Here is a 14860-nt window from a genome sequence, read left to right on the forward strand (position 1 = left end):
TATGGAGACGGAACAAGGGAACAGAAGCGGGCAAGGCGCAAGATCGGCATCGGATGTGGGCACGCCTAAGCGAACCAAAGAAATTATCGCGAAATACGGCTTCTCTTTCAAAAAGAGTCTCGGACAGAACTTCTTGATCGATCGCAACGTGCTGAACAACATCGTCGCGGCGGCCGGATTGAACGAGTCCAAAGGGGCGCTGGAGATCGGCCCGGGCATTGGCGCGTTGACAGGGCGCCTGGCGGAGACGGCTGGCCGCGTGACGGCTATCGAGATCGATCAGCGGCTTATTCCGATATTAGACGATCTGTTCGCCGAGCAGGGGCATGTGACGGTCATTCACGGCGACGTGCTCAAGATTGACTTGCAGGAGCTGTTTCGCAGTCAATTCGAAGGCCTCTCCGGCGTCAGCGTCGTGGCGAACCTGCCTTATTACGTAACGACGCCGATCCTCATGAAGCTGCTTGAGGAGCGTCTGCCGCTGGAGAACATCGTCGTCATGATTCAGAAGGAAGTCGCGCAGCGGATGGCCGCGAAGCCGGGAGGCAAGGAATACGGAAGCCTAAGCGTAGCCGTCCAATATTATTGCGTGCCGGAGCTGGTATGCACCGTTCCGCATACCGTCTTTATCCCGCAGCCTAACGTAGACTCCGCCGTCATCAAGCTGACAGTGAGAGAGAAGCCTGCGGTAGACGTGCCGGACGAAGCCTTTTTCTTCCGCGTCGTACAGGCAAGCTTTGCGCAGCGCCGCAAGACGCTGGCCAACAATCTCACGGCTTTCGTAGGCAAAGAGAACCGGGAGGCGCTTGGTGGCCTTCTGGGCGGCATTGGCATCGATCCTGGCCGCCGGGGAGAGACGCTCTCGCTGGAGGAATTCGCGCGGCTTAGCCGGGCTCTCCTGGAGGCGAAGCTGTCGTTGTAAACGGCAAGTTGCAGAATCGCTCACCATTCGCTCCATCTGCCCATAGGATAGACGAAGAGGTGATTGACCTATGAAGCAAGGGGACCTGGTCGTCCGCAAATCATATGGAAGCGACGTTTTGTTCCGTATCGAAGCGGTTCGTTCGGAGACAGCCCTGTTAAAGGGCACGGATTATCGTCTGCTCGCGGACGCTCCAATTCCTGATCTGTCGGTCGTGCGCGATCCGGAATCAACGAGAGCGGCGCAACAGGCGCGTATTAAAGTAAATGAATCGTTACGCAAGATGCACACGGATCGGGAGAAGCAAACCGCAGAGACCGTGGATGCCATACGTCAGGGATTGCAGACGCCGGATGCGGCTTACTTCGAGATGCCCGGCAAGGTGCTGCATCTGGACGGAGACGGCAATTATTTAAAGAAGAGCATGCAGCTCTATAGCACGATGCAGGTGCCGGCGTATGGTCTGCACCTTCACGAGGCCCAGATGAGCGACATGCTCTACCGGCTGCTTCCGCAGGTAAGGCCCGACATTGTCGTTATAACGGGCCATGACGGCGTGCTCAAGCACCGCGCCCCGAATGAATTGTACAGTCTGACCAATTACAAAAATTCGCAGAACTTCGTTAACGCTGTCCGGGTTGCGCGCGAATACGAGAAGAACAGGGATAATCTCGTGGTGGTGGCAGGCGCCTGCCAATCCCACTTCGAGGCGCTGCTGCACGCAGGAGCGAACTTCGCCAGCTCGCCGGGCCGTATTCTGATCCATGCGCTGGATCCCGTGTACATCGCGATCAAAGCCAGCTTTACATCGATCCGGGAGACGATTAATCTTCCGGATGTCATACACGGCACCATTAGCGGGATAGACGGCGTTGGCGGCATCGAGACGCTCGGTCGACACCGGGTCGGCTTGCCGAAGCCAAAGGCTGCCGCATCGACTATGGCCAATGTAACGATGAACGCTTAACAGACGAACGAATGAGTCTTGCGGTCATTAATGAACAACGACTATTATGTCGCCTTTTGTATATTTTTTGTCATTGGAACACAAACTATCAAAAAATAAGGCCGATTTTTTATTTTTGGGTGAAATCACCGTTGACAAAATAAATATCTGGCTGATATAATATTTTGTTTCGTTTGACAATTGGTCTTTCCTTGGTTATAATGGACAAGGAAAGAGGTGGTAGTGGACAATGGCAAAAAACGCGCTATTGGATATCAAACGCAGCTTGGAAGCCCATGTGGGAGCCAAGATCCGTCTTAGAGCAAACGGCGGTCGCCGAAAGACAATCGAACGGACCGGTACGTTGGAAGAAATCTACCCTTCTGTCTTCATTGTAAAGCTGGATGAAGAGCAACACGCTTTCAAGCGCGTCTCCTACAGCTACGCGGATATACTTACCGAATCTGTTGAAGTGACCGTGTGCAATGATGAAGGCCAAGTCCGAATCGCTTATCTTCAACACTAGATGGACATAAGCTTCATATAGGCCCTTACGGGGCAACCTGACGCAGACCTCCTTAGGTCTGTGTCTTTTTTTTGGGACCATAAGAAGACCCGCATGATCCCTAACGTGCGGATGCATACTACGGGTGGATGGCAACCAAGCCTGACAAGGCAGAAGACGACAAGGAGGGATGATATGGGACGCAGGCGCAGAGGCGGCGTGATGTCGGAACAGCTGAAAGTAGAACTCGCAAAAGATCTGGGCTTCTACGGCACCGTTCAGCAAGAAGGTTGGGGCGGAATCAAATCAAAGGATGCCGGCAATATGGTGAAACGGGCCATTCAGATCGCGGAGCAGACGGCGGCACGATCGGGACAGCCGTAACGATCGACGATATCGTGACGCGGCTATGAAGAAGTACGATCCGGCTTTCGGAAGCAGCAACAGAGCGGCAAGAGTTTGCAAAAAGGGAAGCTAAGCTGTGCAGGGCCTGCTCGAACGGTCTGGCATGGTTTAGCTTTTATTGTGCCCGTTTGTTATAATGAAGCTTACAGTTTAAGAGGTTGTTCAAAAAGTCCGCTTCTCATTACGAAGTAATCCTGGACGCTTACTCGACGTCGAATATTTCCTGATACCCACGAAAGTGAAGGGATGCTTCGATGCTAATTCCGATTACTTTCGCGGGGCCCGAGGTTGCCGAACCTAAGCGAATGCTTGACAGTGCAGGTGCTCACGTAGCTTCCACTACGCTCCGCTCCTCAGGTCCTAGCTTCATCCAATCTTCTCGGTACTGATAACCGAACTTTTTGAACACGTACTTTAAATGAACGGGTGAACGAACCGATGAAAATTTATGAGAAAGCTCCTGCCAAAATCAATTTGCTGCTCGATGTGCTGCGCAAACGCGGCGACGGATACCACGAAGTAGAAATGATCATGACGATGGTCGATTTGGCGGATCGTCTCGAGATGGAGGAGCTGCCGCGCGACGCGATCATCATTTCCAGCCAGGTGGGCTATATTCCGCTCGACGAGAAGAATCTGGCGTTCCAGGCGGCTCGCCTCATTAAGGAGCGGTATGACGTCCGTAAGGGCGTATACATCCATCTCGACAAGAAGATTCCAGTAGCGGCCGGTCTCGCCGGAGGAAGCAGCGACGCTGCTGCAGCGCTGCGTGGTCTTAACCGGCTGTGGGGGCTTGGCATATCGGAGGACGAGCTCTGCGACCTTGGGGCCGAGCTGGGCTCGGACGTGCCTTTCTGCGTGACGGGAGGAACGGCGATTGCGAGAGGGCGCGGAGAGAAGCTGGAGCACATCTCGCCGCCGCCGCAATGCTGGGTCGTTCTCGCCAAGCCGCCGATCAATGTGTCAACGGCCGATGTGTACGGCAGACTGAGAGCGAACGAGCTGAAGGACCATCCTTCCATCGAATTCATGAGAGGGGCGCTTGCGCGAGGGTCCTTCCACGATATGTGCGAAGGGCTGGGCAATGTGCTGGAGAACGTGACGCTGGAGCTGTATCCCGAGGTGCGTCAGCTAAAGGAGAGCATGCTCAGACTTGGAGCTGACGGCGTGTTGATGTCGGGCAGCGGACCTACCGTATTCGGCCTTGTATCGAAGCAAGCGAAGCTCCCGCGTATCTATAATGGACTGCGGGGATATTGCAAGGAAGTATACGTGGTAAGAATGCTTACATAAAGATGGCGTTATTGTTGATTAAATCCGTATAAAAATGTTATATTGGTAATATAATATTCGGATTTAGTGGGGGGAGATGGCATTGAAGAAGTTAAAGAGAAGCTCGCGGCTCGTTGAAATGACGCAGTATCTATTATCTCGTCCCCACACGTTAATATCGCTCACAGCATTCGCAGAACGTTATCAGTCCGCCAAGTCTTCCATCAGCGAAGATCTTGCTATCATCAAGGAAGTTTTCGAGGAAGAAGGCATCGGCGACCTGCAGACACTGGCGGGAGCGGCAGGCGGGGTTAAATACATGCCTAAGATGAGAGAATCTGTGGCGCTGGACATCATGAAGGAAACATGCAGAGAGCTGGAGCAGCCCGATCGCGTGCTGCCAGGCGGATATTTGTATATGACGGATATGTTAGGACAGCCAGAGCTGCTGGCTGATGTCGGACGGATGTTTGCAACCGCATTCGCAGATCGCAAAATCGACGTTATTATGACGGTGGAGACAAAAGGGATTCCGCTCGCTTACGCGACGGCGGCATGTCTTAATATCCCCGTCGTTATTGTGCGCAGAGACAATAAGGTGACTGAAGGTTCCGCAGTAAGCATCAACTACGTGTCGGGATCGACGAAGCGCATCCAGACGATGTCGCTGGCACGCAGAGCGCTTAAGGAACAGTCCCGCGTACTGATCATCGACGACTTTATGAAAGCCGGAGGCACGATCCAAGGGATGATGGATCTGCTCTTCGAATTCAAGGCAACCGTGGCCGGCGTAGGCGTATTCGTGGAATCGGGAGAAGTGGAGCTGGAGGAGCGCCTGCTGGAGGATTACGTGTCGCTGGCGAAGCTGACGGCCGTGGATATGAAGTCGAAGCAATCCACCGTCATTCCGGGCAATTACTTCAAGGCGTAACCGCAAGCCTGCGCACACCATCATCTATATCCATCAATCATTGAGAGGCAGGGAACATGATGACAACACGCAAGGAAATGGAAATCGTCTCAACGGTAGCGGCGCCGGCAGCGATCGGCCCCTATTCGCAAGCGATCAAGCTGGGAGGTCTGCTCTTCACTTCGGGCCAGATTCCGCTCGACGCAACGGGCGCTCTTGTCGCTGGCGGCATCGAAGAGCAAGCTCATCAAGTATTCCGGAATCTGCAAGCAGTCTTGGAGGCAGGCGGGGCTTCCTTAGCCAGCGTCGTCAAGGCAACTGTTTTCTTGAAGGACATGAATGATTTCGCAACGGTCAACGGCATTTATGCCTCTTACTTCGGAGACCACAAGCCAGCTCGCTCCGCCGTAGAAGTAGCAAGGCTTCCAAAGGACGTTCTTGTCGAAATTGAGGTCATTGCATCGACTCTTGTCGAATGAAAACGAAAAATTATCAAAACAAAAAAAATATTTTAAATAGAGCATCAATTTACCAATTTAATAGAAGGATTTTGCATTTTTTCGTGGAAGTATACACCAAGTCTTGAGAGGCAAAGGTGGTGAACACAAGTGCAAATTACTGATGTCAGACTCCGCCGCGTCAATTCGGAAGGACGTATGAAGGCAATCGCATCGATCACCATTGACAATGAATTCGTTGTTCACGATATCCGTGTCATCGACGGTAACAATGGTATGTTCGTAGCTATGCCAAGCAAACGTACTCCGGATGGCGAATTCCGCGATATCGCTCATCCAATCTCTTCTACGACTCGTGAGAAGATCCAAGCCGCTGTTCTGGCGGAATATGAGCGTGCTGCCGATGAGGTTGCGATCGAGGAAGGTGCTTAACACGAAAGCTTTTGCAAGTATGATAAAACCTCTACCCTCGGCCTCTCGAAGATGAGCGACCGCGTTTAGTGGTAATAAATCCGCTTAGTCAGAAGAGAGAGCCGCGGCTCTCTTTTCTTTTGCCAATATATAAGCTATATTCATCTGAAGGATTGCTAGTTGGAGGAACCAGGGAGGTTATTGCGTATGACAAGAATGGCGATTGTACTCGCGGCCGGTCAAGGCAAGCGGATGAAATCGAAATTATATAAGGTGCTGCATCCGGTGTGCGGCAAACCTATGGTAGGGCATGTGTTGGATACGGTCAAAGCCGCGAACTGCGAGAAGGTTGTCGTTATCGTCGGCCACGGCGCGGAGAAGGTAAAGGCTTATCTGGGCGACGCGGCGGAATATGCGCTGCAAGGGGAGCAGCTCGGCACAGGGCATGCGGTGCTGCAGGCGAAGGAGTTGATCGGAGATATCGACGGTACGACGATCGTCGTATGCGGCGATACGCCGCTCGTGCGCGCTTCGACGGTTGAAGCGATGCTGAAGCTGCATGAAGAGAGCGGCGCGGCCGCGACCGTGCTAACGGCATCGTTTGCAGATCCTGCCGGATACGGCCGCGTGATCAGGGGAGAGGATGGAACGGTTAGGCGCATCGTGGAGCAGAAGGACTGCACGGAGGAGGAAGCGGCCGTACAGGAAATTAACACGGGCACGTATTGCTTCGATAACCGGAAGCTGTTCGAAGCGCTTGCGAACGTCAAGAACGAGAACGCGCAAGGCGAATATTACTTGACCGACGTCGTAGGCCTGCTAAAGTCGGCCGGCGAGGTCGTGCAGGGCTACTGCACCTCGGACTTGGCGGAGGCGATCGGCGTAAACGACCGCGTGGCGCTCGCCGAGGCGGAGCGGTTCATGCGCGAGCGGATCAACCGGGAGCATTTGCTAAACGGCGTGACGATTATCGATCCGCAGAACACTTACATTGAAGCGGGCGTAGTCATCGGCGCCGATACAGTGCTGTATCCGGGCAGCGTGCTTCGTGCGGGAACGGTCATCGGAGAGGACTGCGTCATCGGGCCGAACGCGGAGATTACGGCTAGCGAGGTTGGGGATGGAGCTGCTATCAAATTCTCGGTCATCGCGGAGTCTATCGTCGGTCCGGAGAGCGCGGTGGGACCTTACGCGAACCTCCGTCCGGGCTCGAAGCTCGGCCGTGGCTGCAAGATCGGCGATTTCGTGGAGCTTAAGAACGCGGTGCTGGACGATGGCAGCAAAGTGTCCCACCTCAGTTATGTGGGCGACGCGGTGGTCGGCAAGGACGTTAATATCGGCTGCGGAGCGATCACGGTCAACTATGACGGGTTTAACAAAGCCGTGACGGAGATCGGCGATCATGCTTTTATCGGCAGCAACGTCAATCTGATCGCGCCGGTTAAGGTCGGCGATGGCGCGTACGTCGTGGCCGGTTCGACTGTCACGCAGGATGTGCCCGCGGGCGATCTGGCCATCGCTCGGGAGCGTCAGGTCAATAAGCCGGGATACGCGGACAAGATCCGTGCGAGAGCAAAGGCGAAGAAGGAACGAAATTCGAAGTAAAACGGTTCTGCGATTTGGTCTGGCGATGCCGGTGCGGGAGCTAATTTGTTTAATTTATCCCGGGAGTGGGTAAAGTGATATGGACATCCAATTATTTAAGGAGGATTCCATATGGCTATCGCAATGCAGGCGGATGCGAGATCCGTCAAGACAAAAGGCGATCTTCGAAAGTTGCGCTTAGGCGGCATGGTGCCGGGCGTCGTATACGGAAAGCAGCTAAGCGAGTCGGCAACGGTGAGCATTCGGGAGAAGGAGCTGAAGGCGCTGCTTCGTTCTCAACCGAACGCGGTGTTAGAGATGGAGGTTCCGGGTCAGGGCAAACATTCCGTGATGGTCGCAGACGTACAAAGGGATTCGTTAAACGGCGTAATCACGCACGTCGACTTCCATCAGATCAATATGAACGAAGAGGTACGCGCGAACGTGCGGATTGAAGCGACTGGCGACTCCGCTGACGTGCGAGAGGGCGGCATTTTGTCCATCGTGCTGCATGAGCTGGAGGTGCAGTGTTTGCCGGGGGCGATTCCGGAGCATATCTCGGTCGACATCTCCTCGCTTGGCATTGGAGAAAGTCTGCAGGTGAAGGATCTGATGCTGCCGCAAGGCGTAGAGGTCAGCTCCGATCCGGAGGTTGTCGTACTGACGGTGCTGGCGCCGCAGAAGGAACTGGATGAGACGGAAGCGGAAGCGCAGGACGTGGAAGCGAAAGAAGCGGAGTCCCGCTCGGATCATGCGCAGCATGAGGAGATTTCTACAAGCACGTAACCGCAATAAATTTAGGAGGCCTGCCGGGCGATCGGCGGGCTTTTCTTTGCCTATAGGAAAGCGGGAGCCGCACGTTTTTTTGGCGCTGCCCAACACCCGTTAGGGTGATTTATGATTTGAGGGTTCGTTTTTTGCGCCGAGTTATGCTACATTAAGTTCAATGAGATAGTGGCTTGCCCCAAGCTGGGCAGGCATGGAGAGGGAGAGAGTAGAAGGCATGAAGTGGATCGTGGGACTTGGCAATCCGGGTACGCAATACAGGGATACTAGGCATAACGTCGGATTCATGGTCATCGACGAGTTGGCGAAGCGCTGGGGCATCTCGGTGACGGGAACCAAATGCAAGGCGCTGATCGGCGAAGGCAACGTCGGAGGCACAAAGGTGGTGCTGATCAAACCGATGACCTATATGAACCTGTCCGGCGAGTCCGTTCGGTCGTTCCTGGATTACTTCAAGGCGGATCTAGCGGACGGCATTGTCGTCTATGACGATCTGGATACCGAGATCGGCAAACTCAGGCTGCGTTATCAAGGCAGCGCGGGCGGGCATAACGGCATCAAGTCGCTGATCCAGCATCTCGGCACGCAGACATTCGACCGGATTCGCATGGGCATTTCCAGACCGCAGCCGGGCATGGTTATCTCCGACTATGTGCTGTCTCCCTTCCCGAAGGCGGAGCGCGACAAACTGGCGGATATGATCGGAAATGCGGCGGATGCGGCGGAATTTGCGCTAAAGGCAACGTTTGAGGAGACGATGGCTAAGTTTAATCGTTAGATCTTTAAATCAATCGGGGGGCAGTACGTTAAGTTGGCGGTTATCTGGGTATACTGAGGGTATAACCTATCCTCAGGAGGCATACATATGGCTGTAAACTATATATGCAGACATTGCAAGACGTCCATAGGGTCCATCGAAGGAAACACGGTAACAGAGCGGGAGCTAGGCTTCCATTCCTTGACCCCCGAGGAGCGCAGCGATATAATAGCGTATGACTCAAGCGGCAACGTAACGGTGAAGGTTGTTTGCGATTATTGCAACGAAGCATTGAGCTCTAACCCCGATCTCATGCTGATCGGCAACCCTCTCCAATAAGAGGGGATATACGAATTGATAGGTTCCGCAGAACAAGCTATGACGGCATGCGTCCGGTCGTAGCTGTTTTGGCGTGGGCGAGGATGGACGATGTAGCGGGGAACTGCAGCCAGATGCTTGGCAGGAAGCAGCGATCGGATCTCCCCGGCCGGTCATATAGAAATGAGGTGCCACAGACGTTGAAAGCGCTAATACAAACTGTCGCAGCGGATCTGGACGTACAGTCTGTTCTGTCCGGAATTCGCAAAGGGATGCGCGAGCAGATGATATCGGGACTTGCCGGCTCTTCCCGCCAGGTGTTGATTGCAGCCCTGGAGGAGGAAATCGAGCGTCCGATGCTCGTTGTCACTCATAATATGTTCTCCGCGCAAAAAATAGCGGAGGATCTGCAGGAATGTCTGTCACCCGACAAAGTGCTGCTGTACCCTGCGAACGAACTGGTGGCCGCGGAGGCGGCGATATCGAGTCCAGAGACGCTGGCGCAACGAATGGACGTCCTGATGAAGCTGTCCCGCGGTTACCGCGGGATTGTTGTCGTGCCGTTTTCGGGCGTACGGCGGTATCTGCCCATCGGCAGCGTCATGGCGGATGCGCAGATCGAGCTCAAAGTCGGCGATACGATGGCGCTGGAGGACTTCCTGCGCCGTATGACCTCGCTTGGCTACGTTCGCGCCGATCGCGTCGAGGCGAAGGGCGAGATGAGCGTTCGGGGCGGGATTGTCGACTTCTTCCCGCTCACGGCGCCGCAGGCTTGCCGGATCGAGTGGTTCGGCGACGAGATCGACTCCATCCGGACGTTCGAACCTTCCGAGCAGCGCTCGCTGGATCGGCTGGATAGCTGCGTCGTGCCGCCATGCCAGGAGATTATCGCGGACGCGGAGCGCATGGCCAGAGCCGCGGACCACGCGGCGGGGCTGCTGGAGCGCCAGCTCGACAAGATGACGGATCGGACCGCCAAGGAACGGCTGCGCGCCGAGATCGGCGGCGAGATGGAGAAGCTGCGGGAGCAGGTTTATTTTCCGGAGATGTATAAGTATATATCGCTGTTATATCCGGAACGGCAGACAATCATGGACTACATGCCGGAAGATACGCTGCTGGTACTAGACGAGCCTACGAGATTGATAGAAACGTCCAAGCAGCTCGAGCGCGACGAGAGCGAATGGTCCGTCCATCTGCTGCAGAACGGCAAGTCGCTGCCAGGGCTTGTCCTGGCCAAGGATACGGAAGAGATTTTGCATCATCGTCCCTTCCCGACGCTGTTCCTGTCATTGTTCCTGCGCCAGGTGCCGCATTCGCAGCCTCAGAACATCCTGAATATGACGAGCCGTTCGATGCAGAATTTCCATGGGCAGATGAATGTGCTGAAGTCCGAGATGGAGCGGTGGAAGAAGATCGGCGCCAAGGTCATGATGTTGGCCGGCGGCGCGGAGCGGATGGAGAGAATGCGTCGCGTGCTGGATGATTACGGCATCGAAACGCCGATAATGTTGGAGGGCAACCTGCAGCAGGGCTTTGAGCTGCCTTCGTCGCATCTGGTCGTCATTACGGAAGGCGAGATGTTCTCGCAGAAGCAGCGCAAGCAGCGCAGGATGGACAAGAAGCTCGACAATGCCGAGCGGATCAAGAGCTACACGGAGCTGAAGGTCGGCGATTACGTCGTTCACCATAACCACGGCATAGGCAAATACGTCGGTATCGGCACGCTCGAGATCGGCGGCATTCATAGAGATTATCTGCACATTATTTACTCGGGCGGCGACAAGCTTTCCGTGCCGATCGAACAGGTCGACATGATCCAGAAGTACGTCGGTTCCGAGGAGAAAGAACCGAAGATCAACAAGCTTGGCGGCACGGAATGGACCAAGGCAAAGAGCAAAGCCCGGGCATCGGTGCAGGATATCGCCGACGACCTGATCAAGCTGTACGCTCAGCGGCAGTCCACGCCGGGATATGCCTTCGGCACGGATACGACGTACCAGCAGGAATTCGAAGCGATGTTCCCGTACGACGAGACGAGAGACCAGCTTCGCGCGATCGATGAGATCAAGAAGGACATGGAGCGGGAGCAGCCTATGGACCGCCTCTTGTGCGGCGATGTCGGCTACGGCAAGACGGAAGTGGCCGTGCGAGCCGCGTTTAAGGCGGCGATGGACAGCAAACAGGTCGCCGTGCTTGTGCCGACGACAATACTTGCCCAGCAGCACTACGAGACGTTCCGCGAGCGCTTTGCGGGATATCCGATCAACGTCCAGGTGCTGAGCCGTTTCCGCTCTCGCAAGGAACAGAACGAGACGATCAAAGGGTTGAAAAACGGCACGGTCGACGTTGTCATCGGGACGCACCGGCTTTTGTCGCAAGATATTATATTCAAGTCGCTTGGCATGCTGATCGTGGACGAAGAGCAGCGGTTCGGCGTGTCGCATAAGGAGAAGCTCAAGAAGCTGAAGACGAATGTCGACGTATTGACGCTGACGGCGACGCCGATCCCGCGGACGCTGCATATGTCGATGCTTGGCGTGCGGGATTTGTCCGTCATCGAGACGCCGCCCGAGAACCGTTTCCCGGTTCAAACGTATGTGGTCGAGTACAGTCCGGCCCTCGTGCGGGAATCCATCGAGCGGGAGCTGGCGCGCGGCGGACAGGTGTATTATCTGTACAATCGCGTGCAGGGCATCTACCAGATGGCGGAGCAGATTAACGCGCTTGTTCCCGATGCCAAGGTATCGGTGGGGCATGGGCAGATGTCGGAGCAGGAACTGGAGAAGACGATTCTCGACTTCCTGGACGGCGAGTCCGACGTGCTTGTCAGCACTAGCATTATCGAGACTGGCGTCGACATTCCAAACGTCAACACCCTCATCGTGCACGATGCGGACAAAATGGGGCTTTCCCAACTGTACCAGCTGCGCGGACGTGTGGGCCGGTCCAATCGGATCGCCTATGCTTACTTCACGTATCAGCGGGACAAGGTGCTCACCGAGGTGGCGGAGAAACGGCTGCAGTCCATCAAGGAGTTCACGGAGCTGGGCTCCGGCTTCAAGATTGCGATGCGCGACTTGGCCATTAGGGGAGCGGGCAATCTGCTTGGCGCGGAGCAGCACGGCTTTATCGCGTCGGTCGGCTTCGACATGTATTCGCAGATGCTGGCCGAGGAGATCGCGAAGCGTAAAGCGGAGATGACGGGCGAAGAAGTCAAGGTGCAGAAGGAAGTGGCGACCGCGATCGATATCAGCGTCGACGCTTATCTGCCGTCGGATTACATCTACGACAGCATCCAGAAGATCGAGATCTACAAGAAGGTCGCCTCGGTTAGTTCATTCGAGGAGTGCGACGATTTGATCGACGAGTTGGTCGACCGCTTCGGCGATCTGCCTCAGGCCGTCAGCAATCTGATGTCCGTAGCGCGCCTGAAAATATATGGCTCGATCTGCGGCATCGAGCTGATCAATCAGAAGGGCGACGACTTGATCTTTAGGCTGGCATCTCCGATCGGCGGCAAGATGGCGCGCAAGGCTGCAGACCAGCTTTGTCTCAAGCTGGAGAACCGGTTTCGGCAGAGCGCCGAGCAGGAGACGCCGCCGAGCATTACGCTGCGGGGCAAGGGGCTGAATATGGAGCAGAAGCTTCATTGGTCCGAGAAGTTCTTTGAGGGGTACAAGGATATCATCGCGCCGAAGGAAGTATTGCAGAATGCGACGTCATAGGTGTAAATTCGCTTTTGTTGTCCCTTTTCTGCTACAATACTCGTATTGCAAGGTTCATAACGCGAAAGGCGAAAGGGGATTCAACATGTTGCAAAGTTCACGCAAGTCGGCATGGCGCAGAAGCGCGCTGCTTACGGTTGCGGCGGTGCTTGTCATGACGATGCTAGCGGCATGCGGCGGCGGCAATAAGGGCGAGCATACCTTGGAGTTTAAGGGCGTAAGCGAGGGAGAAGTTGTCGCTACGTACAAGGATGGCAAGGTCACGCAAGCGGAGCTCGACAAATATTTGGCGATCTTTGGCGTAACGCAGCCATCGTACGAGCAAATTATCACCATCCCGCAATTTCAGGAAATGATTCTCGAGCAATACGTTTCTTATAAGGTGCTTGCTGGCCAAGCCTCGGAAGAGTCCTTGAAGAAGGCTCGCGAGGACGTGGACGCGCAGCTGAAAGAATATAAGGAATATCTGAAGACGGACACGGCGCTCGAGGCGAAGGTTAAGGAGAAGAAAATCTCCGATGACGACATGTCTACGTTCCTTATGCTGACTTCGGCAGTCGTGGCGCACGTCAATTCCCTTGTAACAGAGGATGATATCAAGAAGGCGTTCGAGACTGCGCAAGCGGACTATGCGGTATCGACCGTACGCCATATTCTTGTGGCGACGACGGAGCAGAATCAAGAAACGGGCGAGACCAAAGAGGTTCGCAAGGATGAAGAAGCGCTGGCTCGCGCCAATGAAGTAAAGGCGAAGCTGGATGCCGGCGGCTCATGGGACGAGCTGGCGAAAACATACTCCGACGATCCGGGCTCCAAGGATAAGGGCGGACTGTACGAAGCGGCGGAAGGCGGCAAGTGGGTACCTCCGTTTAAGCAAGCCGTATTCGAGCAGGAGATCGGCAAGATCGGCGAGCCTGTAAAATCCGACTTCGGCTATCATGTCATTGTCGTCGAAAAACGCGACGTCAAGACCTACGATCAGCTGACAGAAGAGCAGAAGGAACAAGTAAAGAGCACGGCGGCTTACACGTACATGGAGAAATTCATGACCGACGAGATGCCGAAGCAAGAGCTGAAGATCACTCTGCCTGAACCTGAGCCGACGGAAGGCGCAGAAGAGGGTGCCGAGGGAACTGAAGGCGCGGAAGGCGCTGAGGATGGCGAAGTGTCCGCGTCTCCATCTCCATCTCCATCTCCTTCGGCGACGGACAGCAAGTAACGCCCGCGGGTTAGAGTTGCTATATCTCAATCCTTCAGGCTATCGAGTGCCATAGAAGCTATAGTGCAAAGATGCGCAACGGAGTATCAAATCAGCCTGCATGACAAGAATCCCAGTCGACCAATGTGTCGGCTGGGATTTTTGTGTTGATCATTTTGCCATACTTACTCTTGCTCGGAATGACGAAACGAGAGTATCTATAGAAGGACGCTGCAGTCATTGCAAGTCATGAAGAGAATAAAGGGAAAAATGCCCTCTAATATCGCCTCTAAACCGGATTTTGTGGCTTTAAAGGGAAATCCTCCCTCTAATCTCCATCCAATTGACGTCTGTCCTCTATTCCACTTGATTTAGAGGGGGAATTTCCCTCTAACACTTCGAAAAACCGAAAGGGCAGTCAACTAAAGGGAGCTTTTCCCCTTATTTACAACATAAGCATTAAAAGTTTCCGAGCTTGCCTTAGAATTTCTTATTGGCGCTAAAACCTACCACATGTTTCCGAAACTGCTTTGCTTTGCAAAGCTGGAGGTCGCTCATCTTCAGACCTGCGACGTTATTCGTGAGAAATCCAGGCAAACCGCGGGCTTTTGCCCATCATAAGGGCTGTCAGTTCCATTAGATTTGCGAAGTGCTGCTTTT

The 14860-nt window shown here is 54.5% G+C and carries 14 protein-coding genes; all 14 read left to right on the forward strand.

What is annotated here, in order from left to right:
• Position 1 precedes the first annotated feature (1 nt).
• Entirely contained in the window at positions 2 to 922 is a 921-nt protein-coding gene (gene rsmA, locus B1748_RS27600; protein WP_087571177.1) for a 16S rRNA (adenine(1518)-N(6)/adenine(1519)-N(6))-dimethyltransferase RsmA, read from the forward strand.
• A gap of 70 nt (positions 923 to 992) precedes the next feature.
• Complete coding sequence (gene yabG / locus B1748_RS27605) at positions 993 to 1889, forward strand: sporulation peptidase YabG (protein WP_087571178.1); 897 nt, start codon at positions 993 to 995, stop codon at positions 1887 to 1889.
• A gap of 229 nt (positions 1890 to 2118) precedes the next feature.
• Positions 2119 to 2394: a biofilm formation stimulator Veg gene (gene veg, locus B1748_RS27610; protein WP_087571179.1), complete on the forward strand. Its 276-nt coding sequence runs from the start codon at positions 2119 to 2121 to the stop codon at positions 2392 to 2394.
• Between the two features lie 174 nt (positions 2395 to 2568).
• The gene (locus B1748_RS27615; RefSeq protein WP_087571180.1) at positions 2569 to 2757 is read left to right on the forward strand and encodes a small, acid-soluble spore protein, alpha/beta type; all 189 of its coding nucleotides are present in this window, start codon (positions 2569 to 2571) and stop codon (positions 2755 to 2757) included.
• Positions 2758 to 3216: 459 nt separating this feature from the next.
• A complete protein-coding gene (gene ispE, locus B1748_RS27620; RefSeq protein ID WP_087571181.1) occupies positions 3217 to 4071 on the forward strand; it encodes a 4-(cytidine 5'-diphospho)-2-C-methyl-D-erythritol kinase in 855 nt (284 codons plus the stop codon).
• Between the two features lie 82 nt (positions 4072 to 4153).
• Complete coding sequence (purR, locus tag B1748_RS27625; protein WP_087571182.1) at positions 4154 to 4981, forward strand: pur operon repressor; 828 nt, start codon at positions 4154 to 4156, stop codon at positions 4979 to 4981.
• Positions 4982 to 5040: 59 nt separating this feature from the next.
• Positions 5041 to 5439, forward strand: coding sequence for a RidA family protein (locus tag B1748_RS27630; protein ID WP_373271310.1), 399 nt, complete (start codon positions 5041 to 5043; stop codon positions 5437 to 5439).
• 129 nt (positions 5440 to 5568) lie between these two features.
• On the forward strand, positions 5569 to 5850 hold the full coding sequence (gene spoVG / locus B1748_RS27635) for a septation regulator SpoVG (protein WP_087571183.1): 282 nt from the start codon (positions 5569 to 5571) through the stop codon (positions 5848 to 5850).
• A gap of 186 nt (positions 5851 to 6036) precedes the next feature.
• The gene (gene glmU, locus B1748_RS27640; RefSeq protein WP_087571184.1) at positions 6037 to 7434 is read left to right on the forward strand and encodes a bifunctional UDP-N-acetylglucosamine diphosphorylase/glucosamine-1-phosphate N-acetyltransferase GlmU; all 1398 of its coding nucleotides are present in this window, start codon (positions 6037 to 6039) and stop codon (positions 7432 to 7434) included.
• A 111-nt stretch (positions 7435 to 7545) separates the two neighbouring features.
• A complete protein-coding gene (locus B1748_RS27645; protein WP_087571185.1) occupies positions 7546 to 8199 on the forward strand; it encodes a 50S ribosomal protein L25 in 654 nt (217 codons plus the stop codon).
• Between the two features lie 217 nt (positions 8200 to 8416).
• On the forward strand, positions 8417 to 8977 hold the full coding sequence (gene pth, locus B1748_RS27650) for an aminoacyl-tRNA hydrolase (RefSeq protein WP_087571186.1): 561 nt from the start codon (positions 8417 to 8419) through the stop codon (positions 8975 to 8977).
• Between the two features lie 87 nt (positions 8978 to 9064).
• Positions 9065 to 9295, forward strand: a complete 231-nt coding sequence (fin, locus tag B1748_RS27655) for an anti-sigma-F factor Fin (protein WP_087571187.1) — start codon at positions 9065 to 9067, stop codon at positions 9293 to 9295.
• Positions 9296 to 9474: 179 nt separating this feature from the next.
• Positions 9475 to 13002 carry a transcription-repair coupling factor gene (gene mfd, locus B1748_RS27660; RefSeq protein WP_256975965.1) on the forward strand — a complete coding sequence of 1176 codons (3528 nt, stop codon included), beginning with the start codon at positions 9475 to 9477 and terminating at the stop codon, positions 13000 to 13002.
• Positions 13003 to 13087: 85 nt separating this feature from the next.
• Positions 13088 to 14221, forward strand: a complete 1134-nt coding sequence (locus B1748_RS27665; RefSeq protein ID WP_179215861.1) for a peptidylprolyl isomerase — start codon at positions 13088 to 13090, stop codon at positions 14219 to 14221.
• The last annotated feature ends 639 nt before the right edge of the window (positions 14222 to 14860 follow it).

This window comes from Paenibacillus sp. MY03 (genome assembly GCF_002165585.1).
GTDB classification, from domain to species: domain Bacteria; phylum Bacillota; class Bacilli; order Paenibacillales; family Paenibacillaceae; genus Pristimantibacillus; species Pristimantibacillus agaridevorans.